The sequence below is a fragment of the Rhizobium sp. CG5 genome (genome assembly GCF_023701945.1).
GTDB lineage: Bacteria > Pseudomonadota > Alphaproteobacteria > Rhizobiales > Rhizobiaceae > Allorhizobium.
In genome coordinates this window covers 193,100-214,177 of record NZ_JABAEF010000007.1, presented here as the reverse complement: position 1 = coordinate 214,177, position 21,078 = coordinate 193,100, and the positions used below count along the sequence as shown (strand labels likewise).

17 protein-coding genes are annotated in these 21,078 nt (G+C 61.2%); 4 read left to right on the top strand and 13 right to left on the bottom strand.

The window, feature by feature from the left end; genetic code table 11:
- Position 1 precedes the first annotated feature (1 nt).
- From HGO38_RS13905 to HGO38_RS13895, 3 genes are read right to left on the bottom strand one after another with little or no spacing between them, the layout of a single operon-like run.
- A complete protein-coding gene (locus HGO38_RS13905; protein WP_250956495.1) occupies positions 2–3,058 on the bottom strand; it encodes an efflux RND transporter permease subunit in 3,057 nt (1,018 codons plus the stop codon).
- Entirely contained in the window at positions 3,055–4,185 is a 1,131-nt protein-coding gene (locus HGO38_RS13900; RefSeq protein WP_250956494.1) for an efflux RND transporter periplasmic adaptor subunit, read from the bottom strand. The genes HGO38_RS13905 and HGO38_RS13900 overlap by 4 nt, the downstream gene beginning before the upstream one ends.
- A complete protein-coding gene (locus HGO38_RS13895; protein WP_250956493.1) occupies positions 4,185–5,609 on the bottom strand; it encodes an efflux transporter outer membrane subunit in 1,425 nt (474 codons plus the stop codon). The genes HGO38_RS13900 and HGO38_RS13895 overlap by 1 nt, the downstream gene beginning before the upstream one ends.
- Positions 5,610–5,757: 148 nt before the next feature.
- On the opposite strand from HGO38_RS13895, the gene HGO38_RS13890 reads away from it, so the two are divergent.
- On the top strand, positions 5,758–6,444 hold the full coding sequence (locus tag HGO38_RS13890; RefSeq protein ID WP_250956492.1) for a response regulator transcription factor: 687 nt from the start codon (positions 5,758–5,760) through the stop codon (positions 6,442–6,444).
- Between the two features lie 2 nt (positions 6,445–6,446).
- Complete coding sequence (locus HGO38_RS13885; protein WP_250956491.1) at positions 6,447–7,733, top strand: HAMP domain-containing sensor histidine kinase; 1,287 nt, start codon at positions 6,447–6,449, stop codon at positions 7,731–7,733.
- 135 nt (positions 7,734–7,868) lie between these two features.
- Here the strand turns inward: HGO38_RS13885 and HGO38_RS13880 are convergent, their stop codons facing one another.
- The 9 genes from HGO38_RS13880 to HGO38_RS13840 all read right to left on the bottom strand — a co-directional run bounded on the left by HGO38_RS13880 (position 7,869) and on the right by HGO38_RS13840 (position 18,473).
- Positions 7,869–8,576, bottom strand: a complete 708-nt coding sequence (locus HGO38_RS13880; protein ID WP_250956490.1) for an ABC transporter ATP-binding protein — start codon at positions 8,574–8,576, stop codon at positions 7,869–7,871.
- Entirely contained in the window at positions 8,573–9,316 is a 744-nt protein-coding gene (locus HGO38_RS13875) for an ABC transporter ATP-binding protein (protein ID WP_250956489.1), read from the bottom strand. Before HGO38_RS13875 ends, HGO38_RS13880 begins: the two co-directional genes overlap by 4 nt.
- A complete protein-coding gene (locus HGO38_RS13870; protein WP_250956488.1) occupies positions 9,313–10,317 on the bottom strand; it encodes a branched-chain amino acid ABC transporter permease in 1,005 nt (334 codons plus the stop codon). The genes HGO38_RS13875 and HGO38_RS13870 overlap by 4 nt, the downstream gene beginning before the upstream one ends.
- A 2-nt stretch (positions 10,318–10,319) precedes the next feature.
- Positions 10,320–11,180: a branched-chain amino acid ABC transporter permease gene (locus HGO38_RS13865; protein ID WP_250956487.1), complete on the bottom strand. Its 861-nt coding sequence runs from the start codon at positions 11,178–11,180 to the stop codon at positions 10,320–10,322.
- A gap of 36 nt (positions 11,181–11,216) precedes the next feature.
- Complete coding sequence (locus HGO38_RS13860; RefSeq protein WP_250956486.1) at positions 11,217–12,434, bottom strand: ABC transporter substrate-binding protein; 1,218 nt, start codon at positions 12,432–12,434, stop codon at positions 11,217–11,219.
- A 364-nt stretch (positions 12,435–12,798) separates the two neighbouring features.
- The gene (locus tag HGO38_RS13855) at positions 12,799–13,827 is read right to left on the bottom strand and encodes a SphA family protein (protein WP_250956485.1); all 1,029 of its coding nucleotides are present in this window, start codon (positions 13,825–13,827) and stop codon (positions 12,799–12,801) included.
- A gap of 24 nt (positions 13,828–13,851) precedes the next feature.
- Positions 13,852–15,075: an MFS transporter gene (locus tag HGO38_RS13850; RefSeq protein ID WP_250956484.1), complete on the bottom strand. Its 1,224-nt coding sequence runs from the start codon at positions 15,073–15,075 to the stop codon at positions 13,852–13,854.
- Between the two features lie 157 nt (positions 15,076–15,232).
- Positions 15,233–16,705: an aldehyde dehydrogenase family protein gene (locus HGO38_RS13845; protein WP_502941556.1), complete on the bottom strand. Its 1,473-nt coding sequence runs from the start codon at positions 16,703–16,705 to the stop codon at positions 15,233–15,235.
- A gap of 301 nt (positions 16,706–17,006) precedes the next feature.
- The gene (locus HGO38_RS13840) at positions 17,007–18,473 is read right to left on the bottom strand and encodes a carotenoid oxygenase family protein (RefSeq protein WP_250956482.1); all 1,467 of its coding nucleotides are present in this window, start codon (positions 18,471–18,473) and stop codon (positions 17,007–17,009) included.
- A 93-nt stretch (positions 18,474–18,566) separates the two neighbouring features.
- Here HGO38_RS13840 and HGO38_RS13835 point away from each other — a divergent pair, with 93 nt between their 5' ends.
- Complete coding sequence (locus HGO38_RS13835; RefSeq protein WP_250956481.1) at positions 18,567–19,187, top strand: TetR/AcrR family transcriptional regulator; 621 nt, start codon at positions 18,567–18,569, stop codon at positions 19,185–19,187.
- Between the two features lie 20 nt (positions 19,188–19,207).
- On the opposite strand, the gene HGO38_RS13830 is transcribed toward HGO38_RS13835, so the two are convergent.
- Positions 19,208–19,960, bottom strand: a complete 753-nt coding sequence (locus HGO38_RS13830) for an IclR family transcriptional regulator (protein WP_250956480.1) — start codon at positions 19,958–19,960, stop codon at positions 19,208–19,210.
- Between the two features lie 266 nt (positions 19,961–20,226).
- Here HGO38_RS13830 and HGO38_RS13825 point away from each other — a divergent pair, with 266 nt between their 5' ends.
- Positions 20,227–21,078, top strand: coding sequence for a VOC family protein (locus tag HGO38_RS13825; RefSeq protein WP_250956479.1), 852 nt, complete (start codon positions 20,227–20,229; stop codon positions 21,076–21,078).

Below are 21,078 nucleotides of genomic sequence, written 5' to 3'. Positions count from 1 at the left end.
CTCAGGCCGCAGTTTTTCCCACTCTCGCACGGAGCCATACCACCACATCATCCAGAAATGTGAACACCACCGGGATGACGAGAAGGCTCAGGAACGTCGAGGTGATCAATCCACCGATCACGACGATGCCCATCGGTTGGCGGAAGCTCGAATCCCCCGACACGAGACTGAGGGCGGCCGGTAGCATGCCGCCTGCCATGGCGATGGTCGTCATGATGATCGGCCGTGCGCGCTTGTGGCAGGCATCGACCAGCGCATCATAGCGCGACATGCCTCCCCGGCGCGCCTCGATGGCGTATTCGACGAGCAAGATCGAGTTCTTGGACACGATCCCCATCAAAAGAAGCAGACCGATCACCGCGGGCATCGAGAAGCTGGTCCCGGTCAGCACCAGGGGCAGCAGGGCACCGCCAAGCGCCAGCGGGAGTGCCATCAGAATGGTCACGGGCTGCAGGAAGTCGTGGAAGAGAAGCACCAGAACCGCATAGACGCAGAAGATGCCGATTCCCATGGCCAGACCGAAACTGCTGAACAGCTCGCTCTGACGCTTCAGTTCGCCCTGCTCGACGAATTTGATCCCCTGCGGCAGATTCTTGTAGCTGGAGAGCTGCGCGGCCTCCGCCGTGACCTCCGACAGGCTCCTGCCATTCAGTTCAATGGTCAGCGAGACATTGCGCGACCGATCGAGCCGGTCGATCTGACTGGGGCTGGATCCCATCGAAATATCGGCAACCGCACCCAGAGACACATTGCCCTCGGCGCCCTCGACAGGGATCAGGGATATCGCGTCGAGCGACTGCCGGCTTGATGTGTCGAGCATGACCCGGATCGGCACCTGGCGTTCCGGAAGGTTAAGCTGCGACAGGGCGGCATCATAGGCCCCGGATGTGGCAACCCGGATCGCCTCGGCGATCGCCTGAGAGGTCACGCCAAGAGATGCGGCCTGCGCCAGATCCGGCTTGATTGTGACCTCGGGCGCTTGCCGGGCAGCAGAGGATGTCACATTGCCGATGCCCGGCAAGGTGCGCAATTCGGCCTCGAGGCTGCCTGCTGCCTCCTCCAGAAGGTCGGAGTCATCGCCAGCCAGGGTGAGCGTGAGTTCGGTGCCATTGCCGCCAGAGCCTATCTCGAGACGAACGCCCGGCAACGCCTCCAAGGCCTTGCGCAGATCGTCTTCGATCTGCGACTGCTTGACATCGCGATCGTCGATGGGCGTCAGATTGACGACGATCGTGGCGCTGTCGGTGCTCGAACTCGTGGAACTGTTCGCGCCGCCGGTCGACGCTGTGCCCGTCGCCTGAAACACCGAGGTGACATGGTCGACGCCGGCGATGATTTGCGATGCCTTTTGTGCCGCGGCATCGGTAAATTCAATCGTCGATCCGGGAGGCGTGGTGACGGAGACCTGGGTCTGCCCGTCATCCGACGCCGGGAAGAATCCGGTCGACAGATGGCTCAGCAGCAAGGCCGAGAATGCCAGGAACGCGACAGTGCCAAGTACCGGGATCCAGCGATGCCGAAGGGCGCCTTTGACAAGCCAGAGATAGCCACTCATCAGGCGGCCGTCGTCTTCATGGGTCTTGCCGGTCGCCTTCAACAGATAGGCCGCCATCATCGGCGTGACCAAACGTGCCACGACAAGCGAGGCCAGCACGGCGACCGACGCCGTGATCCCGAATTGCTTGAAGATAATGCCGGGAATTCCGCCCATGAAGGCCGTCGGCAAGAACACCGCGACCAGCGTGAACGTCGTGGCGATAACCGCCAGGCCGATCTCGTCTGCGGCCTCCATTGCCGCCTCGTAAGGGCTCTTGCCCATATTGAGGTGTCGCTCGATGTTCTCGATCTCGACGATCGCGTCATCGACAAGAATCCCGACGACCAATGATAGGGCCAGCAGCGTGATCGTGTTCAGCGAGTAGCCAAGCAGATACATGACCAGAAACGTCGGTATGATCGACAGGGGCAATGCCACGGCGGCCAGAAGCGTGGCGCGCCAGTCGCGAAGAAACAGCCAGACCACGAAGATTGCGATGATCGCACCCTCATAGACCATGTGCATCGACGATTCATAATTCTGTTCGGTCGGCACGATGGTGTTGTAGGCTTCCTCGATGGTCACACGCGGATTGGCTTCAGCAAAGGCCACCATCGCCTCGCGGACATCGTCGGTGACCGCAATGTCGGAATATCCCTTGGAACGCTTGATCTGCGCCGCAATGACCGGCTTGCCGTTCAGATAGGCAAGCGAACTGAGATCGCTGTGGGAATCGGTCACGGTACCAAGTTCGTCCAGCCGGACCCAGCTGCCCTTTGGCAGCGGGATCGGCATAGCCTTAAGCTGCTCCGCGCTGTCTGCCGCCGCCAGGGTGCGAACCGACTGGCTTTCGCCGCCAATGCGCCCCTTGCCGCCGGACAGATCGGACTGCACCGCTTCGAGCTGCCCGTTGACGTCGTTTGCCGTCAAGCCCAAGCCGTCGAGCAGGTTTGCGTTGAGCTCGACCCTGATCTCCCGGTCGACGCCTCCCAGGCGACCGACTTCGCCGACACCATCCACGGCCATCAGCGCGCGCGCCATGTCATTGTCGATGAACCATGACAGTTCCGCATCGTCCAATGTGTCGGAGCGCACCACATAGGTAATCAGCGGTGACGAGTTCAGCGACTGCTTCGAGACGGTTGGCGCATTCATTTCCTCCGGCAGGTCGTCCTGCGCCTCGTCGACGGCGCTTTTGACCTCGTCAAGCGCTTCTTGCGTGTCTTTGCCGACTTCGAAGGCGACGGAGATACTGACAGAGCCGTCGGTGATCGTCGTGGTGACCGAATCCAGCTGGACCAGGCCCGTCAGCTCATCCTCGATCTTGCGCGCCACCTCCGTTTCCAGCTGAGAGGCGGCCGCTCCATCGAGCGAGGCGCTGATCTCGATCGTTGGAAGATCCATGTCCGGGAAATTCTGGATGTCGAGACGATTGAAGGCCCATAGGCCACAGGCGGTCAGCAATGCAAAAAGCAGGACCGGCGGAACGGGATTGCGGATGGACCAGGAGGAAAAATTCATTTCGAAGCCTCAGTCTGGGCCGCGGCCGACACGTCGGTGACCCGCACGACCGAACCGTCCGCAAGGAATGCACCGCCTGCTGTCACGACTGCGTCGGCTTTCTCGATTCCCGATACGATCTCGATGCGATCATCTTGTCGCCGGCCGGTCTCGACGCGTTTTCGCGCCACTGTCGCCGGGTCTCCCTCGTTGACAACGAACACGTAGGAAAAGCCGTCCCGCATGATGACGGCGGTCGCGGGCACCGTAAGGGCATCGGTACGGTCAAACTCGAAATAGCCACTGATCAGGATGCCGGTCTTTGGTTGCGGCATGCCGACGGCGGGCTGCAAGGCCACATAGACCGTCACCCGACCGTTGTCGGTCGATGTGGTCGGCGCAATCAGCCTGACCTCGCCCCTCACCTCGCCGAGCGGCGTGGGGATGACCGCCGAAGTGCCTTCCTTGACGTCCGCCAGGCGCTTGACCGGCAGCTCGGCCTTCCACTCGACCCGGTTCTGCCGGATCAGCTTGAACAACTCGTCGCCGGCCGTGACGACCTTGCCAAGCGAGGCCGAGCGTTCGGAAATCACCCCATCGTCGATCGCGTAGATCTTGGTGCGGTCCAGCGTCAGCTGGGCGGATGCCAATGCGGCGCGCGCCGAGGACAGTTCGGCTTTCGCCTTGCGCTCGGTAATCAGATATTCCGTGATCTGCTGGCTCGACAGCGCACCCGAGCCCGTCAGTCCCCGTGCGCGGTCAGCGTTCGCCACCGCCTGATCAAGATCGGCTTCAGCCTGCTCGACCGAGGCTTTCTCCTGGTCAAGGTCTGCCTGCGCGGTCTCGGGGGCGAACTGAACGAGCAGATCGCCTTTCTTCACGGACGTTCCGACATCTGCCCTGATATCCGTGATCCTCTGCCCGCTCACCTCCGCGGCAACGATGGCTTCATGCCATGCAGCAAGACGGCCACTTGCCGGGATGGTCACCGACCATGACTTTGTCTCCGGCTTGGAGGCGCTGACCGTCAGGGCCGCTGCCTGACTGCTGCTCTGTTCGGCATCCTGGGCCTGGGCCGAGATGCTGAGCGCAAGATAGGGTGTGCAGGCGAGGACCGCCGCGACAGGAAGAAAGGCAAATCTACGCATCAGTGTATTCCGTTGACAGAGGCTGTTGAGACGGCATCCGGAGCGGACCATCCGCCTCCCAGAGCTTTATAAAGTGCGATCCAGTATCGAATCGCGTCGCGCCGGATTTCGATCAGGGTGATCGCCGCTGACTGTGCCGAGCGACGCGCTTCTTCGCGATCGAGGATACTAGCCCCTCCGGATTTCCAGTTCTGGTCAACCGAATTGAAGTAGCTTTGATAGTTGTCAGCCGCGATCTTGGCATCAGAGATGCGTCTGAGCGCCGTATTGACCTGGACAAGAGCCGTCTCGACGTCGGAGACAGCCGTCAGAACGCCAGATTTGTAACTCGCGACCGCGACATCGTAATCCGCGACAGCACTTCTGACCGCTGCGCGTCTGGCTCCGCCATCGAGCAACGGTATCGAGAGCGCCGGACCGAACGACCAGGGGACAGATGTGCCGCTTAACGAGGACTCGCTGATGGAGATCGATCCGCTCAGGCTGAGACTGGGGTACAAATCGGCCTTGGCGGCACCGACGTCGGCAATGGTCGCTGCGACTTCGGCTTCCAGGGCATTGACATCAGGTCTTTGCCTCAGGACCTCGGCGGGCACGGAGACGATCCGCAATGCAGATGGCTGCGGAATGCGGCTCTTTCCCTGGTCCAGGAGCTTTCTGACGAGGGGTTCATCACCACCCGTCAGCTGGACCAGCGATTTCACGATGATGTCGCACTCTCCGCGCTGCTCCGTCAGGCTGGACGACGATGATGCGGCGCTCGCCCGGGCCAACGCCAGATCGGCCTTCGAGGTAAATCCCGACTGCGCCGATTTCTCCGTCGCACGGATTGTTTCGCGCTGCGACGCAAGCTCGTCCCGGTAAAGCCATTCCAACTGGCGGCACGCGCGATATTGCACATAGTAGTCACCGACTTCGGCCGCCACGGACACCCGTGCGTCATGCCACGACCAGACCTGACCCTCGGCGCGCAATGCCGCAGCCTGCGTCTCCTTCTTGGTCTTGCCAAAGAGGTCAAGCTCCCAGGAAGCATCAAGAGCGCCATCCTTGCTGGTTGTGGCCCCGACCCTATTGGCTTTGTCGCCTTTATCGCCTCCCCGCGTCGCAGAGGCCGAGCCATCGAGCGACGGAAAAAGCCCGGCTGCCGCGCTATCTAGCGAGGCCCGAGCCTTGTCGATATTGGCGACCGCTTCCTGGACGGTGGGATTCTCGCGTTCCGCCAGACCCAGCAATTCAGTCAGCGACGGGTCTTTGAAACTTGCCCACCAGGCCACCAAATCGGTCGAACGACCGCCATGCGGCAATGTCGCGTGCCAATAGGCGGCCACCACAGACGTTGAGGGCTTGAGTGTGCCCAGGCTCGTGCAGCCGGAGAGAAACGCCACCGTGGCCAAGATCGAAATGGAGGAAAATATGACGCGCATGGTATCCGTGCTGCTTCGAAAGCTATCGGCCGCACTATAGGGATCGCGATGTAAATGTCGGTCAAGAACGTGTTAAGATGTGTAAAAGTGCTGTATTCCCGGCCTGCAAGGATTAAAGGTGCACGCATCGACCGGACGGATGCAAGACATGACCAAGGTGCTTTTGATCGATGATGATATCGAACTCACGAATCTGCTCAGCGAATACCTGACCGAGGAAGGTTTCTCCGTGGAAACAACCGCGGATGGCCGGATCGGGGTCGCCGAGGCGATGGCGTCCTCGACCGATCTCATCGTGCTGGATATCATGATGCCGCGGATGAACGGCATAGAAGTCTTGCGGAAAATCCGACAGGTGAGCGATGTGCCGGTGCTGATGCTGACGGCGCGCGGCGACGATATCGACCGGATCTCCGGTCTCAATCTGGGCGCAGACGATTATGTCGCCAAACCCTGTTCGCCGGGCGAACTGGCAGCCCGGATCCGGGCGATTTTGCGTCGTTCCGGCCGTGCCGGCCGCGAGGGCGCTGTCGAAGAAATCAAGACCGGCGCGCTGGTCCTTTATCCGTCGAACAGGAGAGCCGAGTGGCATGGCAGCCAGCTTGAGCTGACGGGCACGGAATTCAGCCTGTTGGAGGTGCTGGTGCGGTCTGCTGGCCAACTCGTCTCCAAGCAGGAGATCTCGCTTCGCGCCTTCGGCCGGCCCTTGACCGCATTTGACCGACGGATCGATGTGCATATCAGCAGTATCCGGCAAAAGCTTGGGGCGCGGGCGGACGGACAATCCTGGATACAGGCGGTTCGGGGCCGTGGTTACCAGCTTCTGGAAGGCTAGTCATGAGTCGATTGTTCTGGAAGTTCTTCAGCGTCGTTTGGTTGGCCATGGCCGGATCCATAGCGCTGCTCTTTGCGATCAGCACGCTGTTTCAGTCGCCCTTCGAGGAAGAGGCCGTCAACCGTGAACATGCTCTCGTGCTGGAAACGGCAGCGCAGCTTCTGCAATCCGACGGACTGGACGCAGCAACGCATCTGATCACGGCCGTTCAACGGACGGGCCACGTGGTCCCGATCGGCATTACACAGATTGGACCGGCAATCGACTGCACTTCGACCGACGGGAAGGGTTTCGTCAGACATGCGGTCAGCGACGGGACTTGCTATCGGCTGGAGATTGCCAGATCGGCGCAGAGCGCGATATCCAGGGTCTGGCCGCGGGCAGTTCCCTGGCTGGCGGCCCTTTTTGCCGCGGCTGCCGCCGCATACTGGCTCGCCCGTTACTTCATCACGCCCGTCGAACAGCTTCGATACGGACTCCGGGCCCTGGCAAACGGCCAGCTCGATGTTCGGATCGCCCATACGATCGGCAGCAAGCGCGACGAGATAACCTCTCTCGCCCATGACCTGGACATTACCGCCACGCGGCTTCAGGCGCTCCAGGTTGCCCAGCAGCAGCTGTTCCATGACGTCTCCCACGAACTGCGCTCGCCCCTGTCCCGGCTCCAGGCCGCCATCGGCGTGCTGCAGCAGAACCCCGCGCGACTGACGGCAATGATCGAGAGAATGGGACGGGAGGTCGAACGCCTCGACGAACTGGTGGGCGAAATCCTGACCCTGGCCAGGCTCTCCGAGCGCAGCACCCCGCGCTTCGAGCGGCAGACCCTCGATGTTGTCGATCTCGTTCGGGAGATTGTCGAAGACGCCGGCTTCGAGGGGCAAGCCCGCGGCATCGTCGTGACATATAAAGGCGTCGATTCCTTTGTCGCCTCCGTCAATGGCGAGCTGATCTACCGGGCGATCGAGAACGTGATCCGCAACGCGATCGCCCATACCGGGGCGGGCACGTCGGTCCTCGTCGCCTCTGAGGTCCGGCACAAGCAGCTGATGCTGTCGATCGAGGACGAAGGCCACGGCGTGCCGGAAGCGGAACTGGAGGCGATTTTCCAGCCATTCTCTCAAAGTTCGACGGCGACCACGCGCTCAGGCTTCGGCCTCGGGCTGGCGATCACGCGACGGGCCGCCGAATGGCATGGCGGCAGGACAACGGCCAGGAACACAGAGTCCGGCGGGCTGCGCGTCGAGATTACCATTCCGGAACATCCCGCCAGCGACACCAAGTCTCGATAACGGGAAACGTCCGACCGGCGGGACGTATGGCCGCCGGCCGACAGGCACAAGTCAAAGGCGGATGCAGCGGGCACCCAATCGATGCCGCTTGCCATCCGGAACGCCGGCACGTCCCGCCTCAATGGGTGACGGCCCTCAATGGGTGACGGCGAGCATATCCTCGATCTCCTGCCACCGACCGAGCAGGTCTTCCTTCGTGCCTTCAGTCCGAATCCGTCCGCGCTCCACGATGATGGCCTGTTCGGCGATCTCCAGCGCCATCCGCGCATGCTGCTCGACAATGATCAGGGACAGGGCACTTTCTGCCCGCAGACGGATCAGCGCCTCGAGCAGCATATCGACGATGACAGGTGCCAGGCCTTCGAAAGGCTCGTCCAGCAGCAGGCAGACCGGATCGCTCATCAGCGCGCGCGCCAAGGCCAGCATCTGCTGCTCGCCGCCGGAAAGCTGCCCGCCGCCGTTTCGGCGTCTCTCCGCCAGCCGCGGGAACAGGTCGTAGACGCGCTCGACGCTCCAGCCGCGGCCGAGATCGGCCACACGCAGGTTTTCCTCGACGCTGAGCGTGGCAAAGATCTGCCGCTCCTGGGGAACGAAGCCTATTCCCCGCCGGCAGCGTTGGCTGGCGGGTAGAGTTCCGATGTCCGCACCGGCAAGGCGGATACTGCCTTCCTTCAGGGGAAGACGGCCGGCGATCGTGCACATCAGCGTCGTCTTGCCCGCACCGTTGCGGCCGAGAAGGGCCAATCCGCCACCCGCCGGCAGGGAGAGACTGACGCCGTCGACGATTCGTGTCGGACCGTAGCCGCTGACGATATTGCTGATTTCAAGCACGGCTTCGGTCATGAACGATTTCCCAGATAGGCGGTACGGACCTGCGGATCGTGACGGATCTCGTCGGGCGTGCCGCGCGCTATGACGGTTCCCTCTGCCAGCACGGTGATCTCTCGGGCAAAGCGGAAAACGAGCGGCATGTCATGCTCGACAAGCAGGACCGCCACGTCCGCCGGCAATTCGTCAAGAACGCCGAGGATAACCTCATGGTCCGAGGCAGGAAGCCCTGCGGCCGGCTCATCGAGCAGAAGCACTTTCGGTCTGAGGGCCATCGCCACGCCAAGTTCCACCAGCCGCTGCTGACCATAGGCGAGATCGCGGACCGGCATATGCGGAACCTTGGCCAGGCGCATGCGACGGGCGATCTCCTCGGCTTCCTGCACCACTGTCGTTGGAAATCCATGGTGACCCGCCACCGAAAGCCCGTATCCCTCCCGCTCGCTGATCGCCAGCGCGATGTTCTCCATTGCGGTAAAACTGGTGAAAAGATTGGTCACCTGGAAATTGCGGACAAGCCCCATCCGCGTGCGCCGGTGTTGCGGCAAGCCCTTGAGATCAGCCCCGTCCAGCAGGACGGTGCCCTTGCGCGGCGCCAGCCGGCCGGTAATCAGATTGATCAGCGTCGTCTTGCCGGCCCCGTTCGGACCGATCAGCGCGTGGCGCGCGCCTTTTTCAAGGGTCAACGACACGTCGTTGGTGACCATCAGCCCGCCGAATTGCAGCGTGAGGTTGCGGAGTTCCAGCGCGCTCATCGGCCAAGCCTTTCTCTCAGGCGGATATACAATTGCGTGAGGCCGCCGGGCGCAAACAGCACCAGGCCGACAATCAGGATGCCGAGCCAGAGCTGCCACAGAACCGGATTGTCTTTTGACAGCATGTCCTGGGCCACCAGATAGACCACGGGCCCGAGGATGGCGCCGTAGAGCCGGCCGGATCCGCCAAGCGCCAGCATGACGAGGATGGTCGCCGACAGCTCGAAGCTGATATCCTTCAGGCCGACGAACTGATTGATCTCGGCCTGCAATGCGCCGGCAAGCCCTGCAATAAAGCAGGATATGACGAAGATCAGCAATTGTCGCGGCAGGACCGCCATGCCGATGGCCGCTGCCCGTCCGGGATTGTCGCGGATGGCCATGATCGACAGGCCGAGCGGCGAGTGTACCAGGCGGCGAACGGCCATCCACACCACCAGAAACACCGCTGCCGCAAACCAGTAGCCGGCGCGTCCAAACAGGTCGAATTCGAATGTGCCGAAGATCGGCCAGGTCTCCATGCCCAGCAGGCCGTCGACCCCGCCGGTAATGCTGGTCGCCTTGTTGGCAATTTCGCCAAACAGAAAGACGGTGCAGAGCGTGATCATCAGCAAGGTGAACCGGGACGTGCGCAGCACGATCGCACCGATGACAACCCCGGCCAGGGCCGCGGCAATCCCCCCGATCAACAGGCCGCTCAAGGGTTCCCCCCAGCCGCGTTGCGAGGCAATGCCGGCGGCATAGGCGCCGACGCCGAAGAAGGCGGCATGTCCCAGCGTCACGATGCCGGCATAGCCGACCAGCAGATCGAGGGAGAGCGCAAAGATGATGGCGACGAGGATCTGCGCACCGAGCGCGTAATACTGGTCGCCGAACAGCGGCACCAGCGCCAGAGCGACCAGGATCAGGCCTTCAGCCGGGCGCAGGCCGTGCTTGCGGCGCAAGACATCCGCGAAAGCCGCTTGCTGCGGGGTGGGGGGCGGAGAGACAGGTATGTTCACGTTCAGATCCTTCCGAACAGGCCGCGCGGCCGGAACAGCAGCAGGACGAAGACGGCGAGAAAGAGGATAAAGGTGCCGAAGGCCGGCAGATAATAGGCCGAGACGGTCTGGATGATGCCGACCAGCAGGGCTGCGATGAAGGAGCCGCGCAGCGTGCCGAGACCGGCCACCGCCACGACGATCTGCACATAGACCAGAATGTCGAGGGCGTAGGACGGGTTGAGGCCGAACACATCTGCTCCCAGCATGCCGCCGAGCGCTGCCAGCGCGCCCCCGAAGGCGAAAGTCGCGGTGAAGACGAATTTCGTGCGCACGCCGACGGACTCCGCCATGCCCCTGTTTTCGACTGCGGCGCGAATGACGGCGCCGATCCTTGTGCGCTCCAGCGCAATCAGAATGGCTCCAGCGGTCAGGGCGCCGATGCCGACGACGACCAGTTTATAGACATAGAACGAGGATTGTCCGATCGCCACGCTCTGCATCAGGCTTTCAGGCAAGTCGATGGGGCGCATCAAGGGTCCGAAAAACATGCGGGCCAACGCCCCGACGATAAAGATCAGGCCGATGCAGAACAGCACCTGATCAAGCTCCGAGCGGTTGTAGAGACGCCCATACAGGGTCTTTTCGGCAACCGCCGCCAGCACGGCAACGGCCAGCGGCGCACACACGAGCATGACGAGCCAGGGCGCGCCCCAGTCTGCGATCGCGACGGCGGCAAAATAGCCGCCCGCCATCGCGAAGACGCCATGCGCCAGATTGACGAAGCCCATCAGACCGAGCGTGACAGAGAGCCCGACCGAGATGAGATAGAGGACGCTCGCATACGCGAGCGCCTGAAAGGCGATTTCGACCACTGTATTCATGCGTCTCTCCAGGGAACCGACAGGTTTGGCGGAATATCAGAGAGGATGTTCCGCCTTCCATGGATCCTTGACGCCCGGAATGGTCTCGATCTCGACATTGGCCAGTTCGCCGCCAACCTCACGAACCTCGCGAATGTAGATGTTCTGGACGATGTCACGGGTTTGCGGATCGATCGAAATCGGGCCGCGCGGGCTTTCGGCGCTGAATGTCGTCATGGCCGCCATGGCGGCAGGGGCGTCTGCGGTTCCGGCCGTTGCCGCAATCGCAGTGCAGATCAGATGCATGCCGTCATAGGCACCGGCTGCCATGTAATTGGGCCGCACGGGCGAAAACGTATAGGCCTTCTTCCACGCCTCGACGAAGGCATGATTGGCGGGACGGTCTCCTGCCATGCTGTATTGCCCGGCGGTAATGACGCCGAGAGCCGCAGCACCGATATTGGGAAGTTCCTCGTCGCTGGTCAGGTCGCCTGGGCCGACGAGCTGGATGCCGGCGCCCCGCAGGTCCGCTTCCTGGCAGGCCCGCATGAAGGCCGACGCCTGCACGCCGCCGGGATGAAAGGCAAAGACCACGTCCGGCTTGGCATTCTTGGCGGCCAGCAGGAAGGGCACGAAGTTCGGGCTCTGGATCGGCATTTTCACCGAATCGATGACCTCGCCGCCCTTTGACGTGAAGCCTTTCGTGAAGGCCTCTTCGGCATCATGCCCCGGAGCAAAGTCGGTGGTCAGCAGGTAGGCCTTCTTGAAGCCTTTTGAGCCGGCCGCCCACTCGCCGAGCGGCTGGTTTACCTGCCAGTGGGTAAAGGCGGTGCGCGCAAACCAGGGCGCAAGCTGGGTCGTGTTGGCGCCCGATGCATTGAAAAGCACGCAGGGCAATTTCGCCTGCTTGAGCAAAGGCGCAATGGCGTTGGCGTTCGGCGTCCATTGAAACCCGCCGAGATACTGGACCTTGTCGCGCGTCACCAGTTCCTGCACCAGCCGCTTGGCCACATCAGGATTGGCGCCGCCATCGTCGCGGATGACGAGTTCCACCGGAATGTCGCCCAGTACCTTCTTGCCCTCGGTCTCCAGATAGAGCTTCGCCGCATTGGCCATGATCTGTCCGCTCGATGCGAACGGGCCGGACATGGTGAGCACGAGCCCGATCTTGACCGGTGCGCCGGCGGCGCGCGCCTGTACGGCCCAACCGGCCAATGGCGCGGCGGCAAACAAGCCAAGCGCCCTGCGGCGCGTCAACTGCAATCCTGTCGACATATTATCTCCTCCCAAGAGCGTTCTTCAGACATGAGCCAACCGGCACTAGACGCGGTCATTCGTGCGCTGAATCCATCCGATTCCGGAACAATCTCCGCTTTGCCGCTGCCTTTGCTCCGGCCTCCACCTCCCGATGCAGGCCGGTGCCCAGCGACGCCCTTGAGTATTCTCAGATTTTGATAAAGATCAAGATGTTTCTCAAATTACGCTATCTCATTATGGATATTTTTTCACAATTATCGTTTTTCGATATTTATAACGAATACACGTGATGGAAATCGAGCAGAAAACATGGGGCTAGGCCGCCATCCCGCTCGCAACCGGTGGCATTCCCCCCATGTTGCGAGCAGGCAGGCAAGAGGTCTCACCAGATCTTACGAATGAAGCTCAACTGCAGATAGTCGCCGTCGAAAGCGTTGCGGGTATAGACATCGGTCAGGTATTTCAGCGACACGGTCGTGCGCTGTTCCGGGAAATCGATCGCCAGGATCGGACCCAGCCGGATCGATTTGTGGCGTTGTCCGTCGGAGGCCGGTATGGCCGGCGACCCCTCGTCGTCTTCGATCTGCCAGCGGACGTTTCCGGCCAGACCGAACTGGAACCGATTGTAACGCTCGGTCACCGCAAAATCCGCCGAGAGATAGTCGCCGTCTCGATAGTCGAAGCCGCCGGTCGAATCCTCCCGCTCGAAGTTGTGATTGTAGTACACCCGCCCCGAGAATTCCGTGGCATCCAGCAGGATCGGCCTGGTTCGATAGGTGAACGCGACATTGGGCGACAGCACCCAATTGTTGAAGCCGGGATTGCCGACTTCCTGATTGTCGAAAACGCCGATCGGAATGGTGACGCCGAGGCCGAGGCCGAGCGTGAAGCCAACCGGCATGGGCGGCACGAAGTCGGCAGTCGGCTTCGGCTGGCCCGGCGCGCCGGGCGGTGGGCCTTCGTACCAGCTCTTCGACCAGAAGAAGAGATCGGAATAGGCGTCGAAGGAACCGGTGGTCTCGCTGCTGAGGTCTGCCGGTGTCGTCTCGGTAATGGTCATGTCATGCTTGCCGTAGGCGAAGATCAGCGAGGAGGCCATTCGTCCGCCGAGGTATTCGCCTGGGTAGACATAGAGTCCCCCCAACTGCCCCTGCAACAGGGTCTCGTCCGTATCGGGAAACATCGCGTTTCCGTCCCCGTCGTTCAGCCGATCGCGCCAATTGCCCCAAAGACCGCCGATCGCATAGAAGCCGGCCTCCGGCGGCAGTTCTGCTGCCCTGATGTCTGTGGTCGCCCCCGGCGTCGTGGTCTGGTAGAATTCGGCTGCCTGCGCGGCAGAGATGGTCCCCAGAAGACACAGTCCAGACAGAGCAGCAGAGCCCCACCCGGTATTTGCTGTTCGTTTTGCCATTTCAGTTCCCCCGTTAAAAAGATGTCAGTGTGTCGCAATGATGGGCGCACCGGTTGCCGCAGGCTCGCGCAACGCCCGGCCGGATGCGAAACCCATGACGAGAAGAAGCGCCACAAACCCGGTAAACGTGGCGAAGAACGCCATTGCGGCGACCATGCCGCCGCCCAGCGTGGAGACGGCAGAGACCCAGAGCGGACAGACGAACTGGCCGATAAAGAACATCGACGTCCAGGCTCCGGAGGCGCGGCCGCGATACGCATTGGGCAGCCTGCTCATCGTGTAGGCCAGCACGAGAGGCAGCGAGACACCGCAGCCGACATTGTTGATGAACATGCCGACAACTCCGCCGATCAGTGACGGCTGCGTATAGAGAATGACGAAGCCCAAGGATTGCGCCGCCAATGCCGCGATCAGCAGGATCCCGATCGAACGTTTGGACTGGAAGCGGAAGATCGTTGCCCCGGCCACCACGCCAAGCGAGCCGATGGCGCTGGCCAGGCCCAGCATGGCCGGATCCGCAATGCCACGCTCGCTGAGCACCAGCGAGATGTGGACGGGCGTGACGTAAAACAGGGCCCCGCACACCAGCGTTATCCCCAGGCAGCCGATGAACCGCGCCGTGAACAGACGCTGGTCATCCTCCTGCGGAGATTGGGCCGGTGTCTCATTCCCGGCGCCGCGGACCGGCTCGAAGATGATCAAGAAGATCAGCGGAATGAACAGGGCGGTCGCTCCGTAGACCAGGAACGGCGCACGCCAGTCGTAGCCCCCCAGAATTCCGGCGAGCACGAAGCAGACCGTCGCGACAAGCGAGGCCGATCCGAACTGCACGGAGAGCCAATGGGCCCGCCGCCTGCCGGTGAAATAATCGCAGATAAGGGCGGTGCTGGCCGTCATGACGCCCGCTTCGGCGATCCCGACCACGGCCCGGGTCAGGATGATGACGTAAAGATTGTCGAGCCAGAACGGTGCGACGCCCGCCAATGCATAGAGCGCGAGTGACGCCATCAGGATGCGCTGCCGGCCGATGCGATCGGTCAGCATGCCGGCAAGAGGGGCAAGCAGGGCCACTAAAAGGGCCGGCGTGACCAGAGCGATCGGCGCGAGCAGGGCGGCGTTCGGCACGTCGGCAAAATGCGCGATCATATGGGGCAGAACCGGCGCGAACAGGGTGGATCCTATTGGCGCCAGCCACGCGACCGCGACCAGCAGCAACCCATGACGGGCGCTGGCTTCGAATTTCTGCATGCTCTCTTCCTCCTTAAAGGGCACACGTCATCCTTCCCTCGCAAGGCGAAGGGCTAACTGTTTGTCCTTGTGCGTAAATGACGTCTCAGTGCCGAGCGCGACCCGCCGGCTCAAAAAGGTGGTCCGGCGCCCTTGTCCTCCGCGGGCGCCGAGCCGTTTATCGCTGGATCGAGATGAAGTGATCCGTGGTGAATTCCTCGATAATCCATTTGCCGTTGAAGCGGCCGAGGCCGGAGTTCTTTTCGCCGCCGAACATCACATGCGGATAATCATGGATCGTGATGTCGTTGATATGGGTCATGCCAGCCTCGATTTGCTGGGCGAATGCCAGGCCGCGGGCCTCGTCGCGCGTAAAGACCGCGCTGGAAAGACCGAATTCCGTGTCATTGGCAAAGGCCAGCGCCTCCGCCTCGTTGGCCGCCTTGATGATCGGCGCGACGGGGCCGAAGATCTCGTGGCGGGCAAATTCCGAAGAGTTCGTCACGTCGGCAAAGACATGCGGCGCCACCACGCGGCCTTCGATAGGGCCCGACACGCATTCCCGAAATCCGCTTTGGCGCGCACGGGCAATGCTGTCCGTCACGTTGCGCAACTGGCTGTCGTTGCAGAGCGGGCCGACCAGCGTGTGAGGATCGTTCGGATCGCCATATTTCACCGTCTTGACCGCTTCGGTAAAGGCCTCAACGAAGCGGTCATAGATCGAAGCGTCGACGATGATGCGGTTGGTGCTCATGCAGATCTGGCCCTGATGCATGAACCTGCCGATCAGGGCGGCACCGACCGCCTTTTCGAGATCGGCATCGTCCAGCACCACCAGCGGCGCATTGCCACCGAGTTCGAGGCCCAGCCGTTTCAAAAGGGACGATTCCCCCGCCACTTGCGCAATGTGACGGCCGACGGGCGTGGAACCGGTGAAGGTCAGCACGCGCGGCACGGGATGCCGGGAAAAGGCATCGCCAATCACCGCGGAACTGCCAACGACGACATTGAGGACGCCGGCCGGCAGTCCGGCCTCCTCGTAGATTTTCGCCAGCAGCAGGCCACCGGTGACCGGCGTGTCGTTCGACGGCTTCAGCACCACCGCATTGCCAAGCGCCAAGGCCGGCGCAACGGAACGGTTGGAGAGATGCAGCGGAAAATTCCACGGGCTGATGACACCGACGACGCCGACCGGCTTTTTATAGACGCGGGCTTCCTTGCCGGGCTTGTCGACGGGAATGATATGGCCTTGGGCTGCGGCCGGCATGGTCGCCGCCTCCAGCATGCCGGCCCGCACCGCGCCCCATTCGACGCCCGCCTTGATGCGCGAGCTACCCGACTCGCGGATAAGCCAGCTGACGATTTCCTCCTTGCGGGCATCCATGACCGAGACGGCCTTTAGAAAGACCGATGCCCGCTCGCTGGGCAGCGTGCGCGCCCAGGCTCCCTGCGCCGCCTTGGCAGCATGAAAGGCCTGATCGAGATCTGCCAGGCTCGCCTGGGAAATTTCCGCCAGGACAGAATCGTCATAGGGGTTTCTGTCAACGGTGGTCGAGCCCGCCGTGCCGGCGATCCATCGACCGGCGATATATTGTCCGTCAAACCCATTGTAGGCGGGCCTGGATGAAGGCTGTTCGTTATTGTGTTGCAAAGCAATTCCTCCTTGTGCGGCCCTCACCCACACCATTTGTCCGGCAAAGATGTGGTGACAAATAATGTCTTGAGGCTCCTCCTGCCGGTGATTTAGGCACCGGATTTACCATTCGTCAATACCATTATCATATTTTGATAAAACTATTTTATATGAAAATAATATTTATCATTATTCGATAATAATAGATATCGACATCCACTCAGCCCTAGGGGTCTGTGGATCCTGCCGGATTTAAATATCGATCGTGCGATTGGCGAGATTCACACCCGCCAGCGCTGATCTTTAAGGCCAAAAACCCTCAGGAGGGCCGGAGCACGGCGCCCGGGACCCAATTGCCATGCAGCGACATCCGCAACCGCACGGGCAACTTGATCGTGGCAATCGGCCCCTCGTCAATCTGCTGGGCATCCAGCACCAGAAGATCGGTCGTGCGGTCCGCCAGACGGTTGCACAGGCCGATCACATAGCCGACGCCCTCTGGCGCATCCGCATGTTTCGGCACGAAGATCGGCTCCTGAAAGCAGGATTGCGCGTCGGCAAACCAGGTCTTCGTCTGACCGTTCGTGACGTTGATATGGGCCAGCTGATTGAAGAACTGGAAGGGTCGCGGTCCGATACGCGCCTCGTCGAAGGGCTTGGTCGGGTCCATGGCAATGACGAAGCCGTGCTGGTAGGGCCGTCCCATATAGCGGTCGTCGCTGCGCGGAAACTCACAGGCAAACCGCGTCAGCGGCGTCATGTCCAACCCGTTGCTGCGCCCGTTCATGTCGATCGTCAGCCGCATCATATTGGACGACAGCGTTTCCGGTGGCGGAACTTTCCCATCGGCCTGCGGAAAGAAATAGAAGATGTTGCCGCTGGTGATCGGCATGTCGATGTAGATGCGACCGCCGTCATCGAAGGCGTTCAATGTATGGCCCTGGAACCCGTTGGGGGCCGTGAACCAGCGTATGTCGCGGCCATCGCCGTGGCGTCGAAGCACGCCGAACAGCTGATCGAGACCCGGCTGCCACTGGAAATGCTTGCCACCGTCTTTCAGGCGCTGCAGATCGGAGGTCAGCGGCATCAGCGGGAATATGACGTAATTTTCAGTGACCGCAAAATCGTGGATCATGGCGGCATAGGGCGCAACGATCCAGGTTTCGCGCTTCATCCGCCCCTTGGCATCGATCTCGTAATAGACGATGTCCGGCGTCGCGTCGCCCTTGGCCTCATATCCGAAACAGAGCAGATCGCCGGTCGCCGGGTCGATCTTGGGATGGGCCGTGAAGGTGGCACTCGTCAACTGGCCGTCGAAATCCCACAGGCCGATGGTTTCCATGGTGATCGGATCGAGCGCATAGGGTGCGCTATCCTCTTTCAGCGCCAGAAGCTTGCCGGCGTGGACGACCACATTGGTATTGGCGGTGCTGTTGTTCAGATCACAAACGCTCGGGTCGTTGGTATACGGATTGCGGTAGACGCCGTGCAGCGAGGCTCTTGCCGCCCGCTGCGCCTTCAACCGCTCCGTCATCACATAGCGTCGCTTGAAATCGACATGACCGTTCTTGAATTCAAAGGCGCTGATGGCCCCGTCGCCGTTGAAGAACATGTCCTGGCCGAGCATGGGCGGATATTGCGGATCCGGCGCCACCTGAAAAAATGTCCCGTCGATTTCGTCGGGGACCTTGCCCTCGATCTCCAGATCAAAGATCTCGCCCTCGAATCGGGCAGGCGTGTACAATGCGCCGGTGAACTCGGGCGCATTCGGGAATGGTGCTGTCATTGAATCCTCCCCATAACAGTACCAATGTGTACTATTATAAACTTTGCAGTTTGTCAACTTAACAGTACTGACCTTTACGTTTATAAGGCAGCCATGCGCGTCAAGACCGAGAAGAAACGAAATGAAATCATAGCCATTGCCGGCGAGCTTTTCCGCTCACAAGGCTACGGCACCGTCTCCATGGCAACGATCGCATCAGCGGTCGGGGGCTCCAAAGGCACGCTCTACGGCTACTTCGCCTCCAAGGAAGAGCTTTTCGCTGCCTTTGTCGTCACAGCAGGTCAAATGCGATGGCAGGAATTCATAGCCCTTCCCGATCACGGCGTGGGCATAGACGCCAAGCTCCGGGCGCTCGGTCGCAACTATCTGCGCTTCCTGCTGTCGGACGAGATCATGTCAGTGAACCGGCTGGTGATCGCGGAGGCCGTGCGCTTCCCGGAGTTGGGGCGCATCTTTTACGAAAACGGCCCAAGAGGCGTGATCGGCGTCATCGCGGACATCCTGCAGCAGGCTGCCGAGGCTGGGGAACTGGATATCGCCGACGCCACCGAAGCCGCCTGGAGGTTCAAGGCGCTCTGCGAGGCCCGTCTGGTCGAACAGGCCTTCTGGGCGATCCGCAGCAGCGTCACCGATGCGGAAATCATGGCGAATGTCGAACCGGCCTGCCGGATCTTTTTAAAGAGCTTCGCGCGCAGCGCAGTCGACGACGGATAGGCACGGAACGCTCTCAGCCATCAGGCCGATGCGTTCGGGACGATGTCGCGCAGCTTGCGGGACAGCAGATCGGCGGCCGGCATGATGGTCATCAACAGCCGCCGCTCGATGCTCTCGCTGCTATCGGCAGCGCGGATGATCAGGCTCATGCTGGCGTGTATGGCAGCCTCCGGACAGGAGACCGGCACCGAAATACCGACCAGCCCGCTATCGACCTCACTCCGGGTAATCGCGTAACCCTGGCGTCGAATGGCGGACAATTCGGCAACGGCCTCCTCCTTGAGGACATGCTCATGGCCCTTTGCCTTGATGACCTTGCCGAGCCGCGCCTTCGACAATTGCGCCAGAATGACCTTGGAGGTCGCCCCCCGCAGCAACGGCATGGGACGACCCCGCTCGTAACTGCTTTCGACGGCCACGTCCTGGGTCGCGCGATCCGCCACGCAGATGACCTCGTCGCGATAAAGCCGTGCCAGCACCGCGACGCAGGGCACATTTGCCGCGGCCATCACATCTGCCAGCATCGGATCTCCCTCGCGGATCAACGGATCGGAAATGCGCAGGCGCCGATCGAATTCGATGAAGGCAGCACCCAAGCGGTAGTGCGCTTCGATCGACGGATCGAGAAACCCCTGCCCCACCAATTCACGGACCGTGCGATAGACGGTGCTGGCCGGAACATTCATGGCGCCGGCCATTTCCTGGATCGTCCAGTCCGGCTTGCGCTCATCGAAAAGTCTCAAAATTTCGACAAACCGGTCGAGTCCCGCCATGATCTCTTCCTAGGAAATGCCAAATAAGAGCGTTCAAGTGCATTCTTGTTCGCATTTGACACGCGCCGAAGTCAATCCGCACGGATGATTTTGTCACGCCAGCTGAGCCAGGGCGCCATCGCCGGCGCAAGCCTCACTGGCGGCAAGAACCGATGATTTCACAATCGTGAGCAATCGTAATTATCAAAATATAATAATTTTGGCATTCTCCTATTGCCATATTGGGTTTTTTCGATAACTTTGCTGAGAAGCAATTGGAGGATCCGATGACATACAACGCAGTTCAGGCTGGTGCATACCTGCACCACGTCGCCTTTGAGAGTTCAGACCCGAAGCGGCTTGCGAGCTTCTATGCCGCCAATATGGACATGGAGCTGATCGAAGTATCGCCGGACGAATATCGCTGCGAGGGACCGCTTCGCCGCTTCGTCGCGGTGAAGGGAGAGGACAAGGCGCTCGCCTATGCCGGCATGGCCTGCCGCAATGCCGACGTGCTGGCGGGATTGCGCCTTCACGCCGAGAAAAATGGCGTGGAGATCCTCGAAAGCGTCTCTCCCTATTTTGAAGAGGGCGCGTTTGCCGTGCGCGACGGCGACGGCCATCTGATCTGCTTTGGCGTCGGCTCCGACCGGACTATTGCCTATGCGCCAGGTCGCGAGGGCATCCATGCCCCGACCCAGCACCTGACCTTTGCCAGCCAGAACGTCCAGGGTTTCAAGGAATTCTACGTCGACAAGCTTGGCTTTTTCCTGTCCGACCGCGTCCTGCACGAAAATGGCGATCTGGCGACCGTGTTCACCACATCGAACCATGAGCACCACACCATTGCCTGCTTCAAATCCGATCGCACCGGCGTCGACCATCATTCCTACGAGGCCGGTACCTTCGAGAATATCAAGAAATTCTGCGACCGCTTCGCATCCAACGATGTGTTGCTGACCTGGGGACCGGGCCGCCATGGTCCGGGCAACAATCTCTTCGTCTTCTACACCGACCCGGACGGCAACTGGATCGAGATCTCGGGCGAGCTTGAGACCATCTACGATCGCGAGGTCATCGACTGGCCGCAGCATCCGCGCACGCTCAACAAATGGGGCCGGGCGATCCTGCGATCGTAA